At 71.4% G+C, this 21,298-nt stretch carries 32 protein-coding genes; 6 read left to right on the top strand and 26 right to left on the bottom strand.

Features of this window, described 5'->3' with window-relative positions; translation table 11 throughout:
- Nucleotides 1-10 precede the first annotated feature (10 nt).
- The 8 genes from J5Y05_RS14510 to J5Y05_RS14475 all read right to left on the bottom strand — a co-directional run bounded on the left by J5Y05_RS14510 (nt 11) and on the right by J5Y05_RS14475 (nt 5,923).
- Complete coding sequence (locus tag J5Y05_RS14510; RefSeq protein ID WP_210872312.1) at nt 11-331, bottom strand: hypothetical protein; 321 nt, start codon at nt 329-331, stop codon at nt 11-13.
- A complete protein-coding gene (locus J5Y05_RS14505) occupies nt 331-999 on the bottom strand; it encodes a hypothetical protein (RefSeq protein ID WP_210872310.1) in 669 nt (222 codons plus the stop codon). Before J5Y05_RS14505 ends, J5Y05_RS14510 begins: the two co-directional genes overlap by 1 nt.
- The gene (locus tag J5Y05_RS14500) at nt 999-2,948 is read right to left on the bottom strand and encodes a hypothetical protein (RefSeq protein ID WP_210872308.1); all 1,950 of its coding nucleotides are present in this window, start codon (nt 2,946-2,948) and stop codon (nt 999-1,001) included. The genes J5Y05_RS14505 and J5Y05_RS14500 overlap by 1 nt, the downstream gene beginning before the upstream one ends.
- Nucleotides 2,949-2,963: 15 nt before the next feature.
- A complete protein-coding gene (locus J5Y05_RS14495; protein ID WP_210872306.1) occupies nt 2,964-3,416 on the bottom strand; it encodes a hypothetical protein in 453 nt (150 codons plus the stop codon).
- The gene (locus J5Y05_RS14490) at nt 3,409-3,756 is read right to left on the bottom strand and encodes a hypothetical protein (RefSeq protein WP_210872304.1); all 348 of its coding nucleotides are present in this window, start codon (nt 3,754-3,756) and stop codon (nt 3,409-3,411) included. Before J5Y05_RS14490 ends, J5Y05_RS14495 begins: the two co-directional genes overlap by 8 nt.
- A 17-nt stretch (nt 3,757-3,773) precedes the next feature.
- Nucleotides 3,774-4,127 carry a hypothetical protein gene (locus tag J5Y05_RS14485; RefSeq protein WP_210872302.1) on the bottom strand — a complete coding sequence of 118 codons (354 nt, stop codon included), beginning with the start codon at nt 4,125-4,127 and terminating at the stop codon, nt 3,774-3,776.
- Nucleotides 4,128-4,196: 69 nt separating this feature from the next.
- Nucleotides 4,197-5,108: a P22 phage major capsid protein family protein gene (locus J5Y05_RS14480; RefSeq protein WP_210872300.1), complete on the bottom strand. Its 912-nt coding sequence runs from the start codon at nt 5,106-5,108 to the stop codon at nt 4,197-4,199.
- Between the two features lie 14 nt (nt 5,109-5,122).
- Nucleotides 5,123-5,923, bottom strand: a complete 801-nt coding sequence (locus tag J5Y05_RS14475; RefSeq protein WP_210872298.1) for a hypothetical protein — start codon at nt 5,921-5,923, stop codon at nt 5,123-5,125.
- 124 nt (nt 5,924-6,047) lie between these two features.
- Between J5Y05_RS14475 and J5Y05_RS14470 the strand changes: the two genes are divergently transcribed.
- Nucleotides 6,048-6,335 carry a hypothetical protein gene (locus tag J5Y05_RS14470; protein ID WP_210872296.1) on the top strand — a complete coding sequence of 96 codons (288 nt, stop codon included), beginning with the start codon at nt 6,048-6,050 and terminating at the stop codon, nt 6,333-6,335.
- Here J5Y05_RS14470 and J5Y05_RS14465 read toward each other — a convergent pair.
- The 5 genes from J5Y05_RS14465 to J5Y05_RS14445 all read right to left on the bottom strand — a co-directional run bounded on the left by J5Y05_RS14465 (nt 6,332) and on the right by J5Y05_RS14445 (nt 11,513).
- On the bottom strand, nt 6,332-7,447 hold the full coding sequence (locus tag J5Y05_RS14465; RefSeq protein WP_210872295.1) for a phage minor capsid protein: 1,116 nt from the start codon (nt 7,445-7,447) through the stop codon (nt 6,332-6,334). The genes J5Y05_RS14470 and J5Y05_RS14465 overlap by 4 nt on opposite strands.
- Before the next feature lie 9 nt (nt 7,448-7,456).
- Entirely contained in the window at nt 7,457-8,971 is a 1,515-nt protein-coding gene (locus J5Y05_RS14460) for a phage portal protein (protein ID WP_210872293.1), read from the bottom strand.
- Between the two features lie 195 nt (nt 8,972-9,166).
- The gene (locus J5Y05_RS14455; protein ID WP_210872291.1) at nt 9,167-10,444 is read right to left on the bottom strand and encodes a PBSX family phage terminase large subunit; all 1,278 of its coding nucleotides are present in this window, start codon (nt 10,442-10,444) and stop codon (nt 9,167-9,169) included.
- Nucleotides 10,444-10,974, bottom strand: coding sequence for a helix-turn-helix domain-containing protein (locus J5Y05_RS14450; protein ID WP_210872289.1), 531 nt, complete (start codon nt 10,972-10,974; stop codon nt 10,444-10,446). The genes J5Y05_RS14455 and J5Y05_RS14450 overlap by 1 nt, the downstream gene beginning before the upstream one ends.
- Before the next feature lie 143 nt (nt 10,975-11,117).
- Nucleotides 11,118-11,513 (bottom strand): hypothetical protein, encoded by a 396-nt coding sequence (locus J5Y05_RS14445; protein WP_210872287.1) that lies wholly within the window; start codon nt 11,511-11,513, stop codon nt 11,118-11,120.
- A gap of 260 nt (nt 11,514-11,773) precedes the next feature.
- Here J5Y05_RS14445 and J5Y05_RS14440 point away from each other — a divergent pair, with 260 nt between their 5' ends.
- Nucleotides 11,774-12,115, top strand: a complete 342-nt coding sequence (locus J5Y05_RS14440) for a hypothetical protein (protein ID WP_210872285.1) — start codon at nt 11,774-11,776, stop codon at nt 12,113-12,115.
- Here the strand turns inward: J5Y05_RS14440 and J5Y05_RS14435 are convergent, their stop codons facing one another.
- Nucleotides 12,116-12,334: a hypothetical protein gene (locus tag J5Y05_RS14435; protein ID WP_210872284.1), complete on the bottom strand. Its 219-nt coding sequence runs from the start codon at nt 12,332-12,334 to the stop codon at nt 12,116-12,118.
- Between the two features lie 376 nt (nt 12,335-12,710).
- Here J5Y05_RS14435 and J5Y05_RS14430 point away from each other — a divergent pair, with 376 nt between their 5' ends.
- Complete coding sequence (locus tag J5Y05_RS14430; RefSeq protein ID WP_210872282.1) at nt 12,711-13,526, top strand: DUF3800 domain-containing protein; 816 nt, start codon at nt 12,711-12,713, stop codon at nt 13,524-13,526.
- Nucleotides 13,527-13,852: 326 nt separating this feature from the next.
- On the opposite strand, the gene J5Y05_RS14425 is transcribed toward J5Y05_RS14430, so the two are convergent.
- The 10 genes from J5Y05_RS14425 to J5Y05_RS14380 form a co-directional block, all read right to left on the bottom strand.
- Nucleotides 13,853-14,017, bottom strand: coding sequence for a hypothetical protein (locus J5Y05_RS14425; protein WP_210872280.1), 165 nt, complete (start codon nt 14,015-14,017; stop codon nt 13,853-13,855).
- Nucleotides 14,018-14,102: 85 nt separating this feature from the next.
- A complete protein-coding gene (locus J5Y05_RS14420; RefSeq protein ID WP_210872278.1) occupies nt 14,103-14,279 on the bottom strand; it encodes a hypothetical protein in 177 nt (58 codons plus the stop codon).
- A 50-nt stretch (nt 14,280-14,329) separates the two neighbouring features.
- Nucleotides 14,330-14,569 (bottom strand): hypothetical protein, encoded by a 240-nt coding sequence (locus J5Y05_RS14415; protein WP_210872276.1) that lies wholly within the window; start codon nt 14,567-14,569, stop codon nt 14,330-14,332.
- Nucleotides 14,570-14,592: 23 nt separating this feature from the next.
- On the bottom strand, nt 14,593-15,240 hold the full coding sequence (locus tag J5Y05_RS14410; protein WP_210872274.1) for a hypothetical protein: 648 nt from the start codon (nt 15,238-15,240) through the stop codon (nt 14,593-14,595).
- Nucleotides 15,240-15,644: a hypothetical protein gene (locus J5Y05_RS14405; RefSeq protein ID WP_210872272.1), complete on the bottom strand. Its 405-nt coding sequence runs from the start codon at nt 15,642-15,644 to the stop codon at nt 15,240-15,242. Before J5Y05_RS14405 ends, J5Y05_RS14410 begins: the two co-directional genes overlap by 1 nt.
- Before the next feature lie 16 nt (nt 15,645-15,660).
- Entirely contained in the window at nt 15,661-16,377 is a 717-nt protein-coding gene (locus tag J5Y05_RS14400) for a hypothetical protein (RefSeq protein ID WP_210872270.1), read from the bottom strand.
- Nucleotides 16,378-16,558: 181 nt separating this feature from the next.
- Nucleotides 16,559-17,668 carry a hypothetical protein gene (locus J5Y05_RS14395; RefSeq protein WP_210872268.1) on the bottom strand — a complete coding sequence of 370 codons (1,110 nt, stop codon included), beginning with the start codon at nt 17,666-17,668 and terminating at the stop codon, nt 16,559-16,561.
- A 343-nt stretch (nt 17,669-18,011) separates the two neighbouring features.
- Entirely contained in the window at nt 18,012-18,176 is a 165-nt protein-coding gene (locus J5Y05_RS14390) for a hypothetical protein (RefSeq protein ID WP_210872266.1), read from the bottom strand.
- Nucleotides 18,173-18,322 (bottom strand): hypothetical protein, encoded by a 150-nt coding sequence (locus tag J5Y05_RS14385; protein WP_210872265.1) that lies wholly within the window; start codon nt 18,320-18,322, stop codon nt 18,173-18,175. Before J5Y05_RS14385 ends, J5Y05_RS14390 begins: the two co-directional genes overlap by 4 nt.
- The gene (locus J5Y05_RS14380) at nt 18,322-18,897 is read right to left on the bottom strand and encodes a hypothetical protein (RefSeq protein WP_210872263.1); all 576 of its coding nucleotides are present in this window, start codon (nt 18,895-18,897) and stop codon (nt 18,322-18,324) included. The genes J5Y05_RS14385 and J5Y05_RS14380 overlap by 1 nt, the downstream gene beginning before the upstream one ends.
- Nucleotides 18,898-19,068: 171 nt before the next feature.
- Here J5Y05_RS14380 and J5Y05_RS14375 point away from each other — a divergent pair, with 171 nt between their 5' ends.
- Both J5Y05_RS14375 and J5Y05_RS14370 read left to right on the top strand, forming a co-directional pair.
- The gene (locus J5Y05_RS14375; protein WP_210872261.1) at nt 19,069-19,542 is read left to right on the top strand and encodes a helix-turn-helix transcriptional regulator; all 474 of its coding nucleotides are present in this window, start codon (nt 19,069-19,071) and stop codon (nt 19,540-19,542) included.
- The gene (locus J5Y05_RS14370; protein ID WP_210872259.1) at nt 19,542-19,925 is read left to right on the top strand and encodes a DUF6221 family protein; all 384 of its coding nucleotides are present in this window, start codon (nt 19,542-19,544) and stop codon (nt 19,923-19,925) included. Before J5Y05_RS14375 ends, J5Y05_RS14370 begins: the two co-directional genes overlap by 1 nt.
- 52 nt (nt 19,926-19,977) lie before the next feature.
- Here J5Y05_RS14370 and J5Y05_RS14365 read toward each other — a convergent pair whose 3' ends face one another.
- Complete coding sequence (locus tag J5Y05_RS14365) at nt 19,978-20,232, bottom strand: hypothetical protein (protein WP_210872257.1); 255 nt, start codon at nt 20,230-20,232, stop codon at nt 19,978-19,980.
- Nucleotides 20,233-20,300: 68 nt separating this feature from the next.
- On the opposite strand from J5Y05_RS14365, the gene J5Y05_RS14360 reads away from it, so the two are divergent.
- The gene (locus J5Y05_RS14360) at nt 20,301-20,636 is read left to right on the top strand and encodes a hypothetical protein (RefSeq protein ID WP_210872819.1); all 336 of its coding nucleotides are present in this window, start codon (nt 20,301-20,303) and stop codon (nt 20,634-20,636) included.
- 1 nt (nt 20,637) lies between these two features.
- Here J5Y05_RS14360 and J5Y05_RS14355 read toward each other — a convergent pair whose 3' ends face one another.
- Complete coding sequence (locus J5Y05_RS14355) at nt 20,638-21,114, bottom strand: hypothetical protein (RefSeq protein WP_210872255.1); 477 nt, start codon at nt 21,112-21,114, stop codon at nt 20,638-20,640.
- Between the last annotated feature and the right edge of the window lie 184 nt (nt 21,115-21,298).

Below are 21,298 nucleotides of genomic sequence, written 5' to 3'. Positions count from 1 at the left end.
GACGGGCCTCCTATTCGAGGTGGATCTCCAGGTGGTTGGGGGTACCGAGGCCCGCGCCGTCGCGCCGCTTGGACTGGATGACCTTGGTCTTCCTGCCGTCGGGCAGCGTGGCCAGCGACTGAGGCGGGGCGATCGCGTCCAGGTCCGCGAAGACCGTCGAGGTGGAGGTGACCTGCTCGCCGCCTGGCGACCGGACCACGCGGGTCTGCTCGTCCAGGAAGCACCGCACCTCGACCGGCGGCCCGAAGGTCTGGCCCACGCTGGACTCGCCCCGGTACGGCTCCACCGTGATCTTGTGGATGAAGTACCGGCGGGGAATACGGCGGACCATCACCCACCGCCCGAGTAGGCGACCCAGCGCAACTTCTCCGCGGGGATGCCCTTGAGCGCGCGGACCAACTTCGGCGCGTAGTAATCCGGGCTGGTCCTGTTGGTGCCCGCACCGAACTGGAGCTGGACCGAACCGATGCTGACGCCCTGGAGCGGGCCGGAGATGTCGGTCTCTTCCCCGACCTCGCCCCAGAACTCCACCTGCGCGCAAACCGCGTCGGCGAAGGCTGCTGCGACGACCGCGTCGGTCGGCATGCCGTCGGCGTCAACGTCGTACACCGCCGCCTTCAGGAAGTCCGAGTCCAACAAGGCGGTCGCCCGCTCCAGCAGCTTCACCGAGTCCAACGGCGGCGCGGCGTGCAGGACATTCGCGAGCTGGGTGGTCGTCGCGTACGACCGGACATCCGCCATCGTCGCGGGCTCCGGCGCGACCGCCACCGACTGGTTCTCCACCGAGGCACCGGTGCCGGTCACCACCCACCGCAGGGTCCACACACCGGCCGCCGTGTAGACGACCGGCGCCGTCCACGTCTGCCCACCATCCACAGTCGACGTGACCGGCGTGGACCTCGTGCCGTCCGGCGCCGTCACCACCAGCGCAGCTTCCGTCGTCTGGCTGTACGGGGCCACCACCAGGCGGGCGGTGACCACGTCTCCCACGTCCGGCATCAGCCACCTCCTCCTGTGGTCGTGGCCGCCAGCGACGGACCGGTGACGGACGCGAACAGGGACGGGCCGCTGCCGGACGACGCCAGCACCGGACCGGACAGGCTCGCCGTGAGCTGGTCCGCCGGCCGCTGCATCAGCCAGGCGACAGGGCCCGCCCGGTCTACCTGGCGGGTGGCACGGAGCCGCCGGACCTGGAACGGCTGCCGGAGCAGTCCGCCTCCGTCGGCTGCTCGCGCGGTGCCGAGCCGGACCCGGCCGTACACCGCAGGGGCAGCCGCCCGCTCGAGAACGTGGGCCGGGGCGAGGCGCCGGGTCTTGTCGGCGGTCAGCCCGGCCGCCGCTGCTGCGGCCCGCCCGGGGCCCAACCTTGTCGTGCGGGTGGTGGCCAGCGGGCGGCCGATCACGACCGTCCGAGCCGTACCGAGGTCCGTCCTCTTCGTCCCGCTGGTCGGCTGTGCCGTATCCCGCGCCCGAGCGGTCCCCAGCCCGCCCGCCACCCGCGTGGGCACCGGGCGGGCGGCGGTCGTCTCCCGGGCCGAGCCGAGACTGACGAGCCGCTGCCTCGTGAGCGGGCGGGCGCCCGCGCGGGCACCCGTGCCCGCCAGGACCGTCCTCTTCGCCCCGGTCAGTAGCCGGGCGACGACCGCCGCCGCAGCCCGACCCAGCGGCACCCGCTTGCCGACCGGCATCGGCCCGGCCCGGTCGACGGTACGAGCTGCCCCGATCAGGGCCGCCTTGGCCCCGGTGACCGGCCCCGCCGCGTCCGCCCCGCGCGCCGCCCGCAGCCGGGTCTCCCCGCCCAGCAGCACGCCCGCCGCGCCGTCCACTGCCCAGGCCGAACCGAGCAGGAGCGCCTTGGCCGCGCCCATACCCGCAGCAGCGTCGAAGGCCCGTGCCGCAGGCAGGGCTGCCGCCCGCGAACCGGTGGCCGCCCGCGCGGACGCCGCCTCGGCCGCCAGCCCGAGGCCCGCCGTACGCACGCTCCCGACCGGCCTCGCGGCGCCCCGCTCCCGCCCCACGCCCAGCCGCAGCGCCACCGACCGGCGCACAGCCGCAGCGGAGGATCGCTCGCGCGCGGCCCCGACCCCCGTGCCCTTGCCCGCGGCGACGCCCCGGGCATGGACCGTCTCATGGGCCGCGCGAAGCGGGACCGTACGGGAAGCCGTCAGCGGCCGGGCCGCATGGGCATCCCGCGCCGCGCCGAAGAGGAGCCCCTTCGCCGCTGCGGCCGTCCGGGCAGCCCCAACCTCCCCGGCCTTCCGCAGGACCACCTCCTGCCCGCTGGACGGGAGGGTGTTCAGGTTGTCGAACTCCGCGAAGCCTGGGCCCCCGGCGTCCCGGTGCGTGATCAGTTGCAGCGCGAGGTCCGCATCCGCGGCCCACGCCGGTGTCGCGGCCGTGCGCCGGGTCGTCCAGGTGAGACCGTCCGGGGCGGTCTCCCAGTACAGCGTCCCGGCGTCCTCGCGGATGCGGAACCAGCCGTGGGCCACCGGGTCGTACGGGATGCGGACGGCGCCGGCGTCCCAGTAGCTGGTGCGCAGCGCCATGTTGACCTCGTTGGCGACAGCGTCGACCTCCATGATGAGGTCGACGCCGGCCGTGGAGGTCATGATCAGGACCTGAGTCCATGCCTCGTCGACGGCGCCGTCGACGGCGGCCGGGAACACCTGCACATGCAGGGTGCTTCCCGTGAGGGTGTAGACGGGGGCCGTCGCGAACGCGTTGTAGTCGGTGCTGGAGACGACACGGGCCCGGCCGCCGGTCTCCTCGTACGAGCCGTCGGTGTACGAGTCCGCCCACAGGACCTCGTCCACGACGCCGTTGTCGAAGTCGTCGACGATGGCGGAGAAGTTCGGGGCCGCGAGCGGCTGGAGGGCCGCGCCGGCGTGAAGGGTGGTGTCGGAGCCGTTCGCCTCGGTGTCGGAGTTCTTGGACCACAGAACCGCCACGACACCACCCCCTCGTCACGGGTTCTCGGAGACCCCGAGGCCGTCCGCGTCCACGCTTGCGGTGATCGTCGTCCCGTCCGGGGTGACCGCGAAGTCGTGCACGGTCAGCGGGATCAGCCCCGAGTCGGGGCTGGAGCCGGTGGGGTCGAAGCAGACGGCGATCTTCCCCGTGGCGGGTCCCGTGGCGTCGGTCCACACCAGGTCCCCGGCCGTCCACGACGCCTTGTTACCGACGTCGTCCACGGTCACGGTGACCCCGGTCAGGGTCTTGCGGCCCATCACGGTCTGTTCACTGTTCGCGCCGAGCAGGGCCGCGAGGGTGTCGTGGTCCTGGAGGGCGTCGTCCGACTCCAGGCCGGATGCCTCCAGCACGACGGCCGTGAGCTTTGCCCCGCCGGTCCCGGCCTGGGCCGTGGACGCGTAGTAGACGTGCCGGCCCTTGCCGATGTTGGTGACCAGGTCAGCCATCGCTGGCACCTCCGTACTGGTCGATGAGCTGCTCCTTGGTGAGGCTGTCGACGGCGGCCTCCTCGTCGGAGTCGCGGGCGGCGCGACGGGCGTACGCCACCCAGTCCGCCTTGGACGCGGAGCGGGCCGGACGCTCGCCCGCGTCCGGCCCGCTGCCGTCCCCTCCACCTCCACCAGGTGGCTCTGCGGGCGGCGTCTCTGCACCGCCCTGCGGCTCGGGGCCGGCGGCAGGCACCTTCGGCTCCTGGACCGTCTCCCAGTTCGGAAGCATCTCCAGCCGCGCCGAACGGTGCTCGTACCGGACGACGTCGCCCGTGTTCTTGTTGCGGTAGACGAACATGCGGTGTGCGCCTCCGATCAGGGCAGGTCGTTGACGTCGGCGTCGATCGCGATGTCCGCCTGGATGATGACCGTGGTCGCGTCGCCGCTGATGACGTCCAGCGCCAGGACCGCGCCCTCGGCCATGCGGCCGTCCGTGCCGGCGGGAGAGGCAGAGGCGAAGACGCTGCTTCCCGCCGTGAGGTTCGACGCGAGGACGGCCTTCGACCCGATCTTGGCGTTGACGACGGCTCCGGCACCGCCCGAGCGGTAGCCGTGGACCTTGACGACAGTGCAGGGGACGGGCGCCCGCCAGACGACGGACGACCCGGAGGCGACCGGGCTCCCGGTCAGCCGGATGGACTCGGTGATGATGCGGCGCTGGTACGCCATGGGTTCGCTCCTCGATGGCGAGGGATGGGATAGGGGGCCGCCGCGGTGCATGCGGCGGCCGGAGGGGGATCAGACGTTGGCGCCCTTGATCAGGACCGCACGGTTGGCGTCCAGCGTCTTCGTGCCGTACAGGCAGTCGACCGACACGACGTCCTGCTTCTTGTCCATGTCGTAGCCGTAGATCACCCGCAGGCCGAAGCCCTTGTAGTTGGCGATCGCCGCGTTCGGGTTGCCCCGAGGCAGTTGGAGCGGCCGGAAGGCGAGCGCGAACGCGGTCCGGTGGAAGGCGACGCCGACCTCGGTCGTCGAGTTACCGGAGGTCTGCGCGGGCTTGGCGATGTGCTGCGTCATGTAGCCGTCGAACTGGAACAGCCTCTTCCCGATCGACGCCTCCAGCAGCCCCTCCGTCGAACCGCGCTTGTCCGTGTCGGTGAGCAGCTCGTCCATCGACCAGTTCGCGTACGTCACCGGGCCGACCGCGGCGCGGCGGTCCGTCAGCGGCACGTTGCGCTGGTTGAGGACCCGGCCCGCGTCGATCAGGACACGCGGGTCGTCCCAGGGCTTGATGTTGTCGGTGCCGACGACGCCGACCTCCTGGACGATGTCGTCCCTGAGCGCCAGCAGGTCCTTGTCGATCTTCTGGGCGACCGCCTCCATGGCCGGGCCGAGGAGCTGCTCGTCGAAGTCCTCGATCTTCAGCGTCAGGTCCTCGGCCGTCACGGCGAAGGACACGTCAGCGAAGTGGTTCAGGGCCATCGGGATGCCGGCTTCGGTGGCGTCCTGCACGGTGATGCCGGCCGACCGGTTGTACTCCTTGGCCTCGAAGACCGCGGGCTTGCGGATGGTGATGGCGTCGCCGACCTTGCGGGCGAACTCGGCCTCGTAGTCGCGGTGCACGAGCGGCGCCATGACGCAGGTCTCGTAGAGGGTGGCCAGCGCCTGGTTCGCGATGACTTCGGGGGTGAGCAGCGTGTTGCCCATGGGGCGTACTCCTTCTATCCGGCGCGGCGCTTCCGGCGCTCAGCGCGGATCTCGTCGATGGTCTTGGGCCCGGAGTCGCCGCCGGACCCGTTGAAGTCGCTGGAGGTCCGCTTGGGCGCGGGCGCAGCGGCCTTGAGCTTCGGGTTGTCGTCGACCGCCTTCTTGATGGCGGCCTGGACGGCCTTCGCGAATCCCTCGTCCTCGGGGTCGAGACCCTTGATCGAGTTCAGGAACGAGCGGCTGTCGGTGAGCGCGTTCGGGTCGGCGCCGTACTTCGACGCACCCCGGTACACCGCCAGCTCGACCGCGGTCTCCCGGTGCGCCGCGGTCGCCTTCTCGATCTGCGCGGTGAGCGCGGCCGGGTCCGGCGGCGTGTCCTTGTCGTCCTTGATCAGTCCGAGGGCCTTGCCGAGTTCCTGCACGATCTCCGTGCGGGCCTCGTCGGCCGCCGCCTTCTTCGCGGACGTGCGCGCCTTCGCGGCCTCGCCGTTCGCCGTCTTCAGTTCCTTCTGGAGCCGGGCGATCGTCGCGGCCGGGTCCTCGCCCTCCGGCTTCTTGGCGGGAGGCTTGGGCTTCGGCTTGGTGGCCTTGCCCGCGTCGTCGTCCTGGCCGTCGTCCTGGCCGTCGTCGTCGCCGGTCCCGCCGACATCGTCGCCCTGGTCGTCGTCCGCCCCACCGCCGTCACCGTCGCCGTTGTCGGAACCGGAGTCGTCTCCGTCCCCGCCGTCGGCGTACAGGTACGGGTCGAAAGGGCCGTGACCGTAGGGGTGTGCCCAGCCAGCACCGGCCAGCCTGGGGAGGGTTCGCTTCTGCATGCGTGCACTCCTGGTGCGCGTCGGAATGTTCGGCCCCGCGCCTGGCGGGGGTTGTGCGATCCGGCCCGCACCCGGCGGGCGGAAGTTTCAGGTCAGTCGCGGACAGAGGAGCTAGCGTTCAGTCATGGAAAAGACTGACGAGCAACTGCTCGACTTCGACAAGTCCCGCCTCGCCGACTGGAATCAGGAGCGGTCGGCGGATGCCCTCGCGGGCGAGCACGGTGCGCTCTACCGCAATCACCTGGAGATCGCTCAGTGGATCGACGGATGGGTGGAGGAGATGGAGGAAGGCCACCAGATAGCGTCCGACCCGAAGTTCCAAGAGGGCTTCGTGCAGGGGGTGCGGGAGATCGCTGCCCACCTGCGGCAGACAGATCTGTTGCCGGATGGGGTGCTGCTGAGCGACAACTAGCGGGCGCTTTCAAGCTGCTCGCGGTGGCTCTTGCGTGGCAGGCCCGTGTCCTTGACTAGCTCACGGATGCGGGCCTGGTACGCGCGCACCCGCGCCCGCCGCGCAGCCGCTGCGGCCTCGTCCATCGCGGCCTCCTCCAGCCGTTTCCACTTCCGCACCTGCCGCTCCAGGTATCGCTGCCGCTGCGAGTCCTCGTACGTCCCCCTCGACGGTTGCGCCTTCGGGACCCGGGAGACGCCCGGCAGGTACGCGCTCACTGAGTGGCGGCAGTTCGGGTGTAGCAGCCCCGCCGCCCGCGCCTCGTCCAGCGACCCTGCCACCGCCACGGTGACCATCTCCCCGTCCTCCGTCGCGTGCTCCACCTGCACCTCGCGCGCGCCGGCCGCGCCCGTGCGGGAGAGCACCTTCCGCTCCCACGGCCGGCACCGCTCGCACTCCTCCGGTGACTGGGACACGAGCACCAGGTCCACGCCGGCGGCGCCGAGCCGATCGGTGTGGGCCTCGATCGCGGCGCGGCCCACGGCCGAGCGCGTCGCCATCTCCACGTAGCTGCGCAGCTCCCACGACCGGCCGGACCGGTCAACGAACCCCCGGACACCGCGGCCCGCGAACTGGTCGAACGCCTCCTGCGCCGCCTGCCGCCGCGTCTGCACCCCCAGCAGCGGCGCCGCAGACGCGCGGGCGACGACCTCGCGGTAGACGTCCATGCTCTGCCGCAGCATCCGCAGATGCAGCGGCCGGGTGTCGGCCACGACCGCTGCGGCGAGCCGGTCCACCACCGGCGCCGTCGGCAGGACCTCCACTGCCGCCGCAGCTTGCCCGACTCCGAGCGCCCCCAGCTCGGCGACGGCCGCCTGCTGCCCGCGCTCGTACGCCTCCGCGACGGCCTGGCCGATCGCCCCAGAGGCGTCGGCCTGGAGGGCGGCCAGGACCTCGTCGATCGCGGCCTGGAGGTTCCCCAGCGTGGCGCGCTTCAGCTCTATCCACACCGGGCTGTCGATGCCCTCGGCGAGCGCCCGCCGGATCATCTGCACGAGGGTGCCCTCGGCGGCCTCGTAGAGGTCGGCGACGGCGGCGGCCAGGTCCTCGGCGAGCTCGGGCGAGACAGGCACGTTCTCCCCTTACGGCAGTAGGCCGGCCTGCATCGGGTCTTCGACGGCCTGCCCGGTCTCCGCCAGGATCTTCTTCGTCTCCGCCTGGACCCGGGTGTCGTTCCACTCGGGGTGGACCATGCGGACGAGGGTCTCGGTGGAGGCGGCTTGAGCGCGCTTGAGGACGTCGGCGGTGTTGGCCAGGCTGAGCGGGTCTTCCTGCACCGAGTCGTAGAACTCGATGCCCGGCCGCTGCGGGACCACCTTGCTGCCGAAGACATACTGGTCGACGGCGAGGAGGGCGTGCGTCGCGTTGCCTAGGCCGGGCCGCGTCCGCAGGATCTTGCGGCCGCGGGTCGTCATCGACCGGCGCTCCTTCGCGTTGGACTCCGTCGCCGTCACTGCGACGTCGCCACCGATGCCGAACGTCTGCCCCGAGTAGCCGGCGCTGCGCAAGATCTGGTTGACCAGGTCCTCAGCAGTGTCCCGGTGCTCCTGCACGCGGATCGCGAACTGGGCGACCGTCAGCATCGCCCCGTCGCCGCGCGCGAGCATGTTGATCCCCGCGAACGCCTCCTGATCCGGATTCCACGAGGCCCCGCGGCCGGGCCCGTTGGACTGGAGGTACGCGTCCGGGACGACGATGCGGCCCTTGCCCAGCCGGATGTCCCGCATCCACGACGCGTACGTCTCGTCGAGCGCATCCATGAGCGGCTCGACACCGTCCAGGTCGCTGCGCCCGAGGTCCTTGAGCACCGGATCGCAGCGCCAGCGGCGAGAGGCGTCGTTCGGGATGTACGAGACGTCCAGGCCGTCGAACCCGGTGTCGATTCGGCCCTCGTCGTCGACGGTCTCGGCGTAGCCTTCGGTGGCCGGGTGGTCCTCCAGCGGCACTGGCCGGCCGAGTTTCTCCTTCGTGCCCTGGTACAGGCCGTGCTCGATGACGCCAGGCTCGTGCCGCTCAAGGTGCCGCCACACCTGACCGTCTTCCTCGTGGACGATCCGCCAGAAGGTGACCGCAGCCAGACGGCCCCACCGGAATTCCGGCACGGCGCGGTCGGCGTGGACGGCATCGAGCCACGGCCGGTCCGCCATATCGGTGTCGTACACGGGCCGCAGGTACACGCCGCCCAGCGCAGCGCCGACCTCGGCGGCAGTCTGGAGGGTGGCGAGCATGCCCTCATCGACGAGAGCGTCGAGTCGCTTCTGCGTGGCCTCGTCGGCGACGGTGAGCGTCGGCGGCTCGGAGAACAACAGGTTGGCGCTGCCGCCGCAGAGGTCGCCCGCGATCGGCACGTGCAACTTCGTCCGGCGCTCGCCGGGGGCGGTCGGGGTGCCCCACCACCAGCGGGCGATCCGCCCCGCCACGCCGGTCGAGTACTGGATCGGCTTGGGGTCGGGGCCGAAGCCGCCACCGCCGGCGCCGTAGAGGGCTTCGAGGCGGTCGGGGTCGCCGGACCACCAGGTGTCCCAGGTCCGCATGTCGTCGAGAGCGGGCTTCAGGTAGGGCGGCGGCCAAGGCACGTTACGCGTCGGCAGCGGCATCAGACGGCCACCTCCCCGTGAGCATGCGCCAGCGCGCCCAGAAACGGGCGCGTCGTGTGAGCTGTACAGACACCGGCACTTCGAGGGACGTGCGGCCGTCGGCGCGGTGGGTCACTTCGTGTTGGGACAGCGGACCCACCACGGCCTTGACGCCGGTCCACCGCGGCAAGCCCGGAACCGGGCCAAGCTGAGCCATCAGGCGGCCACCTCCAGGCGGGTCGGTAGGTACGGCCGCCACAGCGGCTCGGTCGTGCGGATGGCATACCTCGTCGCATCAAGCGAGTGATCGTTTTCCTTGATCGGCTTGTCCTCGCCGGCCTCGGCCGCCGTGTCATCCCAGGAGTAGCCCGGGAACTCATCAATCAGGCCGACAGCCGACTCATGGACCCGCAGATCGTCGGTCGCCAGCAGCGACGACACGGTTCGGATTCCGTCCAGCACCGCGTTGTCGGCGTGCGTCACACCGCTCACGCCATCGCGGTGTAGCTGCTCGATGAAGCTGGACGCGGACGGGTCGACAACCGTCCACTCCGGCTGTACCCCGACCACCGCCGCATGGGGTTGCCGGACCTTCGCCAGCCACTGCCGACGCGCCCGCGAGTACTCCGCATCGGTCATCTGCCGGCGGGCCATACGGGAGTCGTGCCGGTACTCGCTCACCACGTACAGCCGATGGTCGGAGCCGAGGCCGACAAGCACGTCCGCGAAGGGGTTCACGGTTCCGTAGTCGATGCCGTCGGCCAGCCAGCGATCGATCCGCGGCAGGTCCTTCACGATGTGCCGGATCGGGTCGAACATCTCGTAGACGGCGCCCTCGGACTGGACCCAAGCGCCGAGGATGAAGCGCCGGTACCAGAGGCCGACGTACTCCTTCTTCAGCGAGGCGACATAGTCCTCGTCCAGCGACGGGTTGTCGTCGAGGTTGAAGTGCCAGGAACGGAGGTCGAGTTCGCCCTCGCGGTCGAGGTACTCCTTCTTCAGCCAGTGCCCGGGGTTGTCGGGGTTGGTGGTGCCCATGAGCCGGGCGCCCTTGACTGACAGGCGGCCGAGGAGCTGGCGGAAGAAGTCCTTCGGCAACAGGCTGACTTCGTCGCAGTAGACGAGGGAGACGGTCGCGCCGCGGATCTTTCCCTCAGAGCGGCGGTCGTTCGCGCCGATCAGGTGCACGGTCCGCCCCAGGATGACCGCGGTCTTCGCTCCGGGCGTCCAGACGATCAGCTTTGCCAGCGCCCCGAACAGGCCGGGGTCGACGAGCGGCTCCATGATGTTGCGGCCGATGGTGTCGAGGGTGCGGCCAGTGATGAGGATGAGGCCGGCCCGGGGTGCGGTGGCGATCGCGGCGAGCAGCGCGATCAAGGAGGCGATGGTCTTGCCGGATCGGATCGCTCCGTGCCAGATGTTGATGCGAGCTGTCGCTTCGACGATGCTTGCGATCTGCTTCCGGGAGAGGGGCAGGTCGACGTTCTGGAGCATCACGCCCCCTCGTCGGCCTCCTTGCCCTGCTGTGCCTTGTAGACGGCGGTCAGCCCGGACATCAGGTTGGTGATCAGCGCGATGCCCTCCTCAGTGCCGGTCTCGTCCTTCGGCGGGGAGAGCTTCAGCGACCGGTCGATGGCGGTGGCGACGACGCCGAGCAGCGCGCGCTTGTCGGCCGGGGTTGGCTCGTCCTGCCAACGCTCGTCGTAATTGTGGTCCTTGCCGCCCCAGTCGAAGTACTTGTGCGGGGCGTTGACCCTCTCCAGTTCGCGCTCGGCGACGTCCTGGAGGCGCTGGGCGAGGGCGGCGCGGCGGTCGGCGAGGTCGGCTTGGCGGACTTCGGTGGCGACGCGGACCTCGGCGGCCCTGGCGAAGGAGAGAGGCGGGTCGAAGCTGGCGGCGATCTTGCTGATGGTGCGGCCGGAGCGCTCCAGGATCTCGGCGATCTCGTTGCGGCCCTTGCCCTGGGCGTGGAGGTCGCGGACGCGGGCGCGCTCTGTGTCGGTGACCGGACGGGCCTTCGCCATGACGGCTCACCCCCCGGGACATGACGAAGGCCCGCACGGTGGCGGGCCTCCTGTGCGCCGAGGGGCGCGGTATGCGTCTGTGGTGTCCGGGCACGCCGGACTTGGCCCCAGGATGGATCATGCCGTCCCGGAACGCAAGCAGGTCACGTCTGGCAGAAGCCGATGTCCCGGAGGGCCTGGTTGATCTGTGCGCCCTGTGCCTCGGTCGTCGTGACGTCCTTGTAGGTGAAGCGCTGGCTGGCCAGCCAGTCGACGCGCTTCACGCCCTCGCCGTTGACGGCGCTGCACTGGTTGCGGGCCGCGTCGATGGCCTTGTCCTCGTACTTCACGATGTCCGAGTTGGCTGCGGCGAGGGCCCGGAGGAGCTCGGCGCGGTCGGCGCCGGTCGGGACGGGCGGGATGCCGGCGCCCTTCTCTGCGGCGCCCAGGTCGGTGCTCGGGCTGGCCGAGGGCTTGGCGTCGGGCGCCGGATCGCTGCTGGTGCAGGCGGCGAGGGCGAAGGCGGCGAGGGCGGTGGCAGCGGCGTAGCGGATGCGCATGGTTCCCCCTGGAACGCGGTGGGTTGGGCAGACGAGCATCATGGCGGTTGTGGGGATGGCGTGAACCATTGTGGTGGTTCTGTGACGTTCGCGTGAGGTCGAGCGGCCGATGGCGTACTCCACCGGCCGCGGACGCGTCTGGGGTGATGGCGGGGTGATCGCGGCTTGCCCTGGAGCTGGGGCGGCTGTCAGCGGCGTGCGGCACAATGGTGCCCAGGCGCGGGGCCTGAATCAGTCCAGGAGCGAGTCCGGGAGGGCTTATGCACCACCCCCGCCACGTCAACGCTGCCAAGTGGATCAGTCGTCATCTGCCCGACCCGCATGAGGTCGAACTCGGTGGCGAGCCCGCGCACCACCTTCTTGCTGTCGCCTACGCCGACCGCGTGTGCCCGCCCACCGGGCACCGCATCTCGTGGGACGACAGTTACGCCGCCGCCGACATCTACCCGCTTACTCGGAAGGCCGACCTGCTTCTAGAGCCGGGCGGCGCACCTCGCCCGATGCCCCAACACCTCACGCCGGAGCAGCGCGAGCTGGCAGGTCGGGCGGCGGCGAAGGCCGCATGGATTCGTCGGGAGGCGCACCAGCGCGGCATCAGGTGATCAGTTGGGGGCGGTCCAGACGTCGGGCCCGCCCCCTCGCCACTCGATCAGGTCGGTGCGGACCACGTCCATCTCGTCGAACCCTTGAAGCCCCGCCTGTTGGAGGAACGCGGCGACGTCCCGCACACCGTGCGCTAGGCCCAGGATCGTCACGTCCACCCGGACACGCCGGCCACCGGACTCGTCGGGCGGATACACGATCACGGGCGCCGGGCTCATGCTGTCCAGATTCACCCCGGGGCGTGGGTGGGCGCACGCTGCGCTACTCCGGGCGGAGGGGACGGGTCCCGGCCCTGCGGCGGGCTGTGGATAGGGGTGGGACCGCAGTCGGAGAAAGGCCAACTAAGCGGAACAGCCTCACCCGTTTGGCCGCTTTCACACCGGTTCCAAAAGGGCGAGCGAGCACTCCGGTCATCAGGTGTAACGTTGTGTTACCGGACGTGTGGACCAGGGGGCTCGCGGACGGCCGACAAGTACAGAACACCCCCGGCGGGGTCCAGGCCGCCGGGGGTACAGAACCAGAGGAGAACGAGCCTCCCGTGGCGCAAACCACCCGCAGCGCGCATCCCCGCGCCCGCAGCAGCGGATCCGGACGATGACTCCCGCGCCGCTCACCCAGGCTGAGCTCGGTGCCCTGCCAAAGCTCAGCGTTTACGTCGATGAGACGGGCGACCGCGGCGTCAGCAACGCCAGCTCGCCGTTCTTCGCGATGACGGCACTGCTCGTCCCCGCCGAGGACGACTGGACCGTGAAGGTCGCCGCAGGTGGACTGCGCGCGATGATCCACGTGAGCAACCCAGACACGACGAGACCTCTTCACTGGAAAGAGCACTTTCGGAAAAAGCACGAGCACCGTCGCCAACGGGCGGCGGTCACTCTCGCGGCGATGCCGTCGGCGAAAGTGGTGCACGTCGTCGTCCCGAAAGTGGCTGTGCGGAACTACCCCGGCATGGCCGACAAAGATCGCTTTTACAACTACACGACTCGCCTTCTGCTGGAGCGTGTCGCGTACGCCGCCTACGGGTGGCCGGGTGGTGCCCGCCTCGCAATCGTGCGCCTTGGCGCGGTCAAGAACATGGACCACAAGGACACGCTCAAGTACCTGAACTACGTCCGGAGCGGCGCTGTCTACACGCCGTGGACGGTCCCTTGGGCGTACATCCGGTGGCCGGTCACCTGGACCGGCACTGACTGGGATGGCGTGCAGCTGGCGGACATCCATGCCGGCCTGCTCAACGTCGCGCTCACCGGTGATGCTTCCGACGGGCGGTGTGCTGAGAACCTGTTGCTGTGCAAGCACCAGCTCTATCGGTCTCCGCGCGGCGCTCTGCTCGGATACGGCGTGAAGGTGATGGGGTCTCCCGCGTTCATCACGCAGCGCTGCTGGTGGTCAAAGTGGAGCGTGCAGTAACGAAGCGAAGCCCCTCGGAGGGCTCCGGGGGCCACAACCACCTCTAGGGTGGAGGGATCCAGTTGCCTGGTTCCGACCTGATCCCGGCAGCCCACCAAGGGGCTCCAGCACTAAGAACAATACCCGGTTTGGAGCTGATTAAGGGTGCCAACTCGGTCACGTTTGGTGATTTCACCCCAGTGGGGACGGTTGGTACGGCCGTCCGGCCCACCCCAGATGATCACTCTCGGTAGTGGATTCCGGTAGCTATCGACAGGTGTCCATTCGCAGTGGGTCCCGCCGCGACGGGGGTACGCGGCGGGACCCGGAATCAGTGTGGCACCGCGCTACGGCCGCCGCCGGTTGTGCTCATTCTGCTCACGCATGGCCCGGTCGGACTGGGCGGTGAATGCGGCGCGCTGCTCCGGGGTCCAGTCGGCGGCCCGGCGGGGCAGCCGGTCGACGACGGCGTTCAGCTTGTCGGTCTCGGTCTTCCGGCCGAAGAGGCCCATGATGATGCTCCTGTCTCGTGTTGCGGGATGGGGACCGGGGCGGCCGTCCGCCTGCCAGCAAGCCGGCCGCCCCGGGGTCAGCGGGTCAGCGCTCTTCGCCGTCCGCGAGGCCCTCGAAGGGCGCGTCGTCGCCCGGCTGCGTGTCGTCCTCGGTGGCGTAGCGGGCCTCGTCGGCGGCGTCCATGCGCAGCTCGTCGTCGCGGTCCATCGCGGCCAGTTCGTCGCCGGTGAACAGGTCCTCGGTGCTCATGTCGTGGTCCATGTGGATGTCCTTTCCGTGGTCCCGAGCGGGCTTCTCCGGAGGTTTGAGGCTCAGCGGCCCCAGCAGTTCGCCAGGACCGCGAAGACCAGAAACGCGATGAACAGCAGCGAGCCCGAGCAGCCGTGCCGCGTCTCGTCGTGCACCCGCCGCACCCCGTCACCGGCCGCCGGCGCCAGCCCCCCGTGTGCGGCACGCCGGTGCTCGATGACCTCGTCCTCGGCGTCCGCGCGACGGTCGCGCTGCTCCGGAGAGACGGCTTCGCACTGGCGGCACCAGTACTCGTAGGGCATGACGGGGGTCCTTCCAGGCGGAGTCAGTCGGCGGCGGTAGGAGGCGTAGCTACGGCTGTAGCGGCGTCTGCTACATCGCTGGTCAGGGGCGTAGCTACGGGGTTGCCACGGGCCCCAGGGTGGGGGTCGAGAGAGGGGCCGGAGAGGGCCTGTTCCCAGCACTCCAGGTCGTCTCGGTGGACTCCCTCGTTGACCTTTCCGGAGGCGTCCCGAACGGACCCCCGGAGGGGGATGCCGCGGGAGGTGAGGGCGGCCCTCACGGCAGGCCGGTCGATGGGGGTATCAGGGGCCGCTGCGGTGAGGTGGGCGGCGAGGGTCTTGATGTGGACTCCGGGGGCCTCCCCGATGAGGGCCCAGAGCAGCCCCGGGAGCGCATCCGCGGGGGCCTCGGCGAAGGGCTCCTCCCCTGCCTTCTCGGCAGGAGCCTCGGGCTCTTCCTCGTCCTCCTCGCGTGGGGTGTGCATCCACGCGGCGACGCACCATGCGGTGAGGAGCCAGGCGATCGCCGGCCGGTACCGGGCCACCGCGTACACGGCGACCACGCCAGCGGTGAGTACGCCCTGCCAGCCGAACCGGCCGATCAACCGCAGCAGCAGCGCCTGCGAGCCGGCGCCGAGCGGCCCCAGCAGCGTGAGCAGGGCGCGGACCTTGTCCGCAGTTCGGGTGATCATCAGGCGACCTGCTGGCCGAGGTTGGCGATCGCCTTGGACACGGTGCCCCACAGGCCGCCCGCGCCGGACGCCGCGTACCAGAACACGATCCCGAGGAGGGCGACCTGCTTCGTCGACAGCTTCTTGAAGAAGATCACGATGGCGAGGACCAGGGCGACAGCGGGCATCGTGACGCCCGGCACGATGCTCTGCGTCATGTCCAGCAGGGAGCCGACGAGGTCGGGCACGAGCTTGAAGATGCCGCCGGCCGCGGCGTAGGCCGATCCGGCGAGCATGCCGAGGATGAGGCAGGGCCACCAGCCCAACGGTTTGACCTTGCCGCCGCCTTTGATGCCGAAGAGGAGCAGCACGGTCAGGGCGACGGCGAGGCCGACGATGCCGAGGTTGCCGAACAGGGAGTCCACGAGAGTCCTTCGGGGCTCAGGCGCCGGTGCCGTAGAGCAGCAGGCCGACGGAGACAGACGAGATGGGGATGGTGGCGGCCCAGGCGAGTGGCCAAGGCCAGGTGCGGGCGCGCCGGTAGAGGGAGATGGCGCAGAGGCCGAGGCCGTAGAGGACCCAGGCGGAGGGGGTGGTCCAGTGGCCGGCGGCGTACCAGGCGGCGGTGTTGGTGCCCCAGTCGACGAGGCCGAGGGGCCATCCGGCGGTCGCGGCGGTGGCGTGGTGGATGAGCCAGCGGCTGCGGGGGCGGATGGCGGCCCAGGCGTCGAGGAGGGACTGGGGTGGGGTGTGCCGCCGTGCCGGGGGGTGTGCCGCCGAGTGTGCCGGGGGCGTGTCGTCGGCGGCGGGCGGCGGCGTGACGGCCGGTGAAGTGCCGGTCAGAGGCGTGTCGGTCTCCGTGACGGCTGGTGTGGGCGCTGTCTCGGCTGGCAGTTCCGGGGGCGGCCCGGGGAGGCGCTCGGGCTTGGCTGCCCACCAGTCCGGGAGCCGTGGCGTCGGACGCCGCTCAGGCGCGGGGGCGGCCGGCTCCTTGTCGGCGTACAGCTCGTTCCACCAGGCGTCGGGGGGCGCCCCCGCGGGCATGGCCGGGGCGGGGGCGGCGGGCTCCGGGGCCGAGGCTGTAGCGGCTGTGGGACCGACGCCCATGCCGATGAGAAGGCTGCGGATACGGTGCTCGTCGGCGCCCTGGCTGGTCATGGCGGTCCTCTGGGTCGCGGGTCGGGTCGGGTGAGGGTGGTCAGGTTGGGGTCTGCTTGCCGGGTCTGCAGGGGTGCTGCTCGCCGGGTCACTCGCCGTCTCTGGGTGACTGCTTCCGGCAGTCGCAGCGAGGGCCAGAACCGGCTGGTGCTGGCGCTCACTGGTGGTGCCGGACGCCGGGCTACTCGCCTGTGGGGGTGGTTTCCTCGTGCGTCAGGAGGGCGCCCCAGACGCGGCGGACGCGTGCTTCGCTGCCGACGAATCCGGCGTCACGGAAGTCGTCACGGGCCTTGCGGTAGGAGCGGGGCGGGTCGTCGGTGTAGCGCAGGTGTCGCAGGGCGACGTCGAGCTGCGCGTCGGTGAGGGGCTCGCCCGGCACGGGGGTCGGCACGCCTGCGACGGTGGCGAGGTCGGTGAGCGTGACGGGGTGTGCCGGGGGCGTGTCGGCTGTGCCGGGGTCGGCGCTGGCAGGGGTGCTGACCTGCGTGCCGGAGTCCGTGACGGGCTGCTCGTCGGGCGTGCCGGGGGTGTCCTCGACGGCCGGGGTTGGAGCGGTGACTGCACGGGGTGTGCCGGGTGCCGTGCCGGTGGGAAGGGCGGGCGTGCCGGGGGTCGGCACGGCCAGCGTCAGGGTCCGTGCCGCGAACGCGGTCGCCTTCGGCCCGTGCTTCTTGTCGGCCTTCCGGAGTCGGTCCTCAGCCTCCGCGCGGGCCTTCGCGATGCGGGCTTCGCCCTTCGTCAGGGTCTGCGCGCGGGCGATCTGGCGCTCCATCTCCCCGAGGTGGCCGGCGGTCTCGGTGACGACGTCGGTGACCGCGGTCGAGCGGAGGTGTCGGGCGCGGGCGGCGGCGCGGGCGCGGGCGTTGCGGTCGGCGGCGGACTGGTCGGCGATCTCGGTGGCGGTGGCGCTGTCGGCGAGGACGTTGCCGACGAAGAGGCGCAGGCTCATGAACGCGGCGGCGGCGACCGGGACGAACGCGAACACCTTGGCGTGGCCGAGGATCAGGAGCGTTCCGGTGGAGACGCCGAGCGCGGCGGCGGACAGGCCGAGCATGACGGTCGTGCCGATGCGGGAGCGCTGCCGGATCGCGACCTCGGACATGCGGAGGGCGCCGATCCAGAGGGCGTCGTAGACGAGGGCGATGGACCAGCCGGCGATCTGGCCGAGGGTGCCGTGCAGGCCGAGGATGGGACCGAGCTGGCCGCCGACGGTGATGGCGACGAGGGCGAGCGCGGCGAGGGTGAGGAGTTTCTCGACGATGGCGAACACGTCGAGGCGGGCGCGGTTCATCAGGGTCCTTCCGTCGGGGGTCAGCGGCGGTGGCCGGGGCGGCTGTGCCAGGCGTAGGCGGCTACGGCGGCGGTGACGAGGAACGGGCCGGGCTGCGCCGTGGCAAGGGCGATGGCGGCGAGGGTCGTGAAGCCCCACCGTGCGAGCGGGGCCCGGAAGTGGCGGCGTATGGGGGTCTCCTGCCGGGTCGGGGGCCGGGCTGTCCGGCTCTCCTCACCGCCCGGCTGTGCCGGGCGGATCGGGCAGCCGTCAGACGGCGGCTAGTGGGTGGCGATCCAGATGACGGCGAACACTCCGGCGGCGAACGACAGGAGCAGCCCGAGGAGGTCCCAGGCGCTGCCCCTCATCGGGGACCGCCGGGGAGGATGCCCTCGCGGATGCCGGTGCCGCCCTTGGCGGCCTTCGCGGCGGCTGCGGCTTGTGCGGCGGCCCGGTCGGCGGCGGCCCGCTGCTGGAGCTGCGCCGCGGTGGCGTTCGCGTCCTGGTCGACGGGCGTTGTCTCGCTCATCGCCGGCCGCCCTTCTGCTGCGGGAACGGGCTCTTCTCCAGGTGCGCGGTGAGGTCGCGGCCGGCCTTGGCTTGCGCGGGGTGCCGGAGGACGCCGCAGAGCTGGCAGGTACGCGGGTTGTGGGGCTGCGTGTGCTGGTCGGCCATCAGACGGTCACCGTCGGCAGGGCCAGGCCGCGGGCGAGGGGCAGGTCGTGGCCGCCGCTCTCTTCGTCCCAGTCGGTGGAGACGGTGACCGGGCCGACGCCGGGCACGTCGACGGTCAGGGTGATCTCGGTGGCGGTCCAGGTGGTGCGGCCAGCGGTGCGGGTGACCTCGCGGGCGGTGACCTCGCCGCCGAGGCGCTCGTGCAGGGCGTTCAGCTCGCGCTGGTCCCACGCCTGGATGCGCCTGGACGTCTCGCCAAGGTGCGCACGGGGCGTCCAGGCGGGGTGGTAGCCGAGGTGCGCGCGGACCCGCGCGGTCGTGTCGGCCTGGGCGCGGAGGGTGGCGTGGGCGAGGAGGATCGCGGTGCAGCCGGGCACGGTGGGCGCCGGTACGGGCGCGGCCGGGCGGAAGACGGCCGGGTCGACGGGGGCGAGAACGAGGGCGGTGCCGGCGGCGACGATCGCGGCGGCCTGGCTGGCGTCGCGGGCGCGGCCCTTGGCGAGCAGCGCGGCGGCGGCCTTCTCCTCGGCGGTCGGGCTGTGCTGGGGGTGGGTGGTGCGGATACCGTGGGTCACGGTCGTTCCTCCTGGTGATGCAGGTGGGATGGCTGGCCCCGGGCGAGTTCGCACCTCGCACCGGGGCCGTTCCGTTGGTGCCGTTCCACAGTGACAGAACTTGTGGACATTGTCCAGAAGTTCAGGGAGGATGTAGCCGTGCCCACGAACCCTGAAGGCGAGGGGAGCCGCTTGATCACTCTGAAGCAGATCGAGCAGGAGCACGGGATCGGCCGGTCATCGCTGCACAACTACCGGCGCAGGCCCACCTTCCCTCAGCCGGTCCCGGTCGAGGGCTCCACGAAGATCCTCTACCGCGCTGATGAGGTGGCCGCATGGTTCGACTCGAACCCGCCTCAGCAGGGCAAGCGGACCGACCTCGCCCCCCAAGATGAAGGAGCGGACATGCCGATTGCATCCCCCGCCACCGACCGAGCAGCGCTGATCGACGCTGCTGCGGCCCTGCTACTCGCGGCGATCACCATGCGCGACCTCGCGAGCGCCATGGCGCCGGCGGCGTTCACATCGATGCCGGACGACATCCGGGGCCGCGTTATGCGGCACGGCTACCAGCAGGCGTTCGACCGGCTGCCTGCCGACGTCCGGGCCGAGGCTCACGCCCTGGTCGACGCCGACCCCGACATCATCGCGGCGCGGAACCTGTGATGGATGAGCTGGTGCAGTGGCTGGGCGCTCAGCTCGACGCTGATGAGCAGGTCGCGCGGGCAGCTGATGCCGAACTGTCCGCCGTGTTCACCCGGATCGGCAGCTTCGACCCTGAGATGGCGGCCGACGAGCGGCACATCATGATGCACCGGCCGGCGCGGGTGCTGCGCGAGATCGACGCCAAGCGACAACTCGTGAAGCTGCACGGGCGGGCGGTCCTGCGAGCCGGAGGAGGCGCGCAGCACTTCGACACGGAGACCGTGTGCCGGTCCTGTGAACCGAACCTCCAGTTCCCCGAACTCTCGTGGCCCTGTACCACGCTGCGCCTGCTCGCCCTGCCCTACGCGGACCGGTCCGGCTACCGCGAGGAATGGCGGCCGTAGCCCGCGCGCGCCGATGCCCCCGTCCTTCAGCGAGGCGGGGGCATCGGCGTGTCTACGGGATGTCGCCGCGCCACTCCCACCGGCCGGCGGTGGCGGCGAGGGCGTAGTCGGCCCTCCCGCCGGGCCCGTGGGCGCCGTGCTCGGTGATGAGGAGCGCGCCGTCGCGCTGGTCGGCGACGCTCATGCCGGTGACGTCGTACAGCAGCCCGTCGAGCGGGCCGCCGTGGAGCTCGACGTACTCGCGGCCGGGCTGCGGGCCCTGCTGGGGGTCGTCGTGGTCGTGGCCGTAGACGCGGGGGCCGCTCACCGCCGCTCCAGCCGGGCCAGGAGCCGGTCGAGCAGCCGGTGCACGCCGATGGCGAGGAGACCGGGTTGGTGGAGAATGTCGTCGTCGGGAGCGAGGCCGTGGTGCGCCCGGTCGCGGTGGTCGGCGCGGTCGGCTCGGGCTTCGCCCTTGGAGCCGCGGCGGCGGCCGTCGGCGGCAGCGGTAGCAGTACGGCACGCCCAGGACGCTACCGGCCGGGCGTTGGCTTCGGGGCCGGTTCCGTCATTCGCGGCTGGAGTAGCCCACCGTTGCGCCTGCTCGCGGCCGGGGCGAGTCTGAACGGCATGAGCCCGCCACCGGTGATCATGTACCCGCCCGACGAGCAGGGCGGCCAGCGTGTCCGGGTGGACAGGACGATCCTCGGCCTGGCGCACAGGGCCTACTGAACTACCGCCGTGCCGCCACGGCCGGCGAGCTGCTCTCGGCTCGCGACAGCAGTTCGAGCACGCGGGTCTGCACGGCCGGGTCGTCGGGCCCGGTCCCGCCGAGCTGGGCGGCCTTGGTGATCGTGCTGGCACCCGGGGCGCCGACAGTGGCAGCGTGGTCCGCAGCGTTCCGTAGCTGGACGGGCCACGTGTCGCCGGGCTCGGCGGGGGCCTGGAGCCACATCCGGGCGTGGGTCTGGAGGGCCCGGTCGATGGGTTGGTGGTCGTGCATGGTGCCGCAGCGCGGCGCCTCGCTATTCCCCGCGATGCGGCGGGTGGCCTTGTGGTTGAGGCTGGATGCGCCGGTCAGTCGCATGGCTACCCAGCGGTGGCGGTGGCAGACGGACACCTGCCAGGCCAGGGTGCTGCGGCTGGTGCGGTGGGTCACGGTGATGGTGGCGGGGGCCTGGCATGAGGTGAGCTGGCGGAGCACGGGCACGGCTGGCATCCCTTCGGTCGTCGGGTTCCAGGCTGGTCGAGGCGGTGCGCCGTGTCGGGGCCTCAGGACCACACGAGTCGTGACCTGCATCACAGTCGAGATGGGTGAGCCCGCCGCGCCCCTCGGGGACGGCGGGCCTCGTGCTGCTCAGCGCGGTCCGGGCGGGCTCCCATATCCCACCGGC

It is taken from the genome of Streptomyces tagetis, from assembly GCF_018069565.1.
GTDB lineage: Bacteria > Actinomycetota > Actinomycetes > Streptomycetales > Streptomycetaceae > Streptomyces > Streptomyces tagetis.
Note: the sequence above shows the minus strand (reverse complement) of the source record. Positions and strands in the feature narration are given on the sequence as shown.

What these genes read in the sequence shown, in the direction of transcription:
- J5Y05_RS14485 (WP_210872302.1), bottom strand. Translation starts at nt 4,127, where the DNA reads ATGGCGTACCAGCGCCGCATCATCACCGAGTCCATCCGGCTGACCGGG.
- J5Y05_RS14495 (WP_210872306.1), bottom strand. Translation starts at nt 3,416, where the DNA reads ATGGCTGACCTGGTCACCAACATCGGCAAGGGCCGGCACGTCTACTAC.
- J5Y05_RS14440 (WP_210872285.1), top strand. Translation starts at nt 11,774, where the DNA reads ATGCACCACCCCCGCCACGTCAACGCTGCCAAGTGGATCAGTCGTCAT.
- J5Y05_RS14410 (WP_210872274.1), bottom strand. Translation starts at nt 15,240, where the DNA reads ATGATCACCCGAACTGCGGACAAGGTCCGCGCCCTGCTCACGCTGCTG.
- J5Y05_RS14455 (WP_210872291.1), bottom strand. Translation starts at nt 10,444, where the DNA reads ATGCTCCAGAACGTCGACCTGCCCCTCTCCCGGAAGCAGATCGCAAGC.
- J5Y05_RS14420 (WP_210872278.1), bottom strand. Translation starts at nt 14,279, where the DNA reads ATGGACCACGACATGAGCACCGAGGACCTGTTCACCGGCGACGAACTG.
- J5Y05_RS14505 (WP_210872310.1), bottom strand. Translation starts at nt 999, where the DNA reads ATGCCGGACGTGGGAGACGTGGTCACCGCCCGCCTGGTGGTGGCCCCG.
- J5Y05_RS14385 (WP_210872265.1), bottom strand. Translation starts at nt 18,322, where the DNA reads ATGGCCGACCAGCACACGCAGCCCCACAACCCGCGTACCTGCCAGCTC.
- J5Y05_RS14425 (WP_210872280.1), bottom strand. Translation starts at nt 14,017, where the DNA reads ATGGGCCTCTTCGGCCGGAAGACCGAGACCGACAAGCTGAACGCCGTC.
- J5Y05_RS14395 (WP_210872268.1), bottom strand. Translation starts at nt 17,668, where the DNA reads ATGAACCGCGCCCGCCTCGACGTGTTCGCCATCGTCGAGAAACTCCTC.
- J5Y05_RS14470 (WP_210872296.1), top strand. Translation starts at nt 6,048, where the DNA reads ATGGAAAAGACTGACGAGCAACTGCTCGACTTCGACAAGTCCCGCCTC.
- J5Y05_RS14490 (WP_210872304.1), bottom strand. Translation starts at nt 3,756, where the DNA reads ATGTTCGTCTACCGCAACAAGAACACGGGCGACGTCGTCCGGTACGAG.
- J5Y05_RS14370 (WP_210872259.1), top strand. Translation starts at nt 19,542, where the DNA reads ATGGATGAGCTGGTGCAGTGGCTGGGCGCTCAGCTCGACGCTGATGAG.
- J5Y05_RS14430 (WP_210872282.1), top strand. Translation starts at nt 12,711, where the DNA reads ATGACTCCCGCGCCGCTCACCCAGGCTGAGCTCGGTGCCCTGCCAAAG.
- J5Y05_RS14450 (WP_210872289.1), bottom strand. Translation starts at nt 10,974, where the DNA reads ATGGCGAAGGCCCGTCCGGTCACCGACACAGAGCGCGCCCGCGTCCGC.
- J5Y05_RS14415 (WP_210872276.1), bottom strand. Translation starts at nt 14,569, where the DNA reads ATGCCCTACGAGTACTGGTGCCGCCAGTGCGAAGCCGTCTCTCCGGAG.
- J5Y05_RS14510 (WP_210872312.1), bottom strand. Translation starts at nt 331, where the DNA reads ATGGTCCGCCGTATTCCCCGCCGGTACTTCATCCACAAGATCACGGTG.
- J5Y05_RS14460 (WP_210872293.1), bottom strand. Translation starts at nt 8,971, where the DNA reads ATGCCGCTGCCGACGCGTAACGTGCCTTGGCCGCCGCCCTACCTGAAG.
- J5Y05_RS14475 (WP_210872298.1), bottom strand. Translation starts at nt 5,923, where the DNA reads ATGCAGAAGCGAACCCTCCCCAGGCTGGCCGGTGCTGGCTGGGCACAC.
- J5Y05_RS14435 (WP_210872284.1), bottom strand. Translation starts at nt 12,334, where the DNA reads ATGAGCCCGGCGCCCGTGATCGTGTATCCGCCCGACGAGTCCGGTGGC.
- J5Y05_RS14480 (WP_210872300.1), bottom strand. Translation starts at nt 5,108, where the DNA reads ATGGGCAACACGCTGCTCACCCCCGAAGTCATCGCGAACCAGGCGCTG.
- J5Y05_RS14400 (WP_210872270.1), bottom strand. Translation starts at nt 16,377, where the DNA reads ATGACCAGCCAGGGCGCCGACGAGCACCGTATCCGCAGCCTTCTCATC.
- J5Y05_RS14390 (WP_210872266.1), bottom strand. Translation starts at nt 18,176, where the DNA reads ATGAGCGAGACAACGCCCGTCGACCAGGACGCGAACGCCACCGCGGCG.
- J5Y05_RS14445 (WP_210872287.1), bottom strand. Translation starts at nt 11,513, where the DNA reads ATGCGCATCCGCTACGCCGCTGCCACCGCCCTCGCCGCCTTCGCCCTC.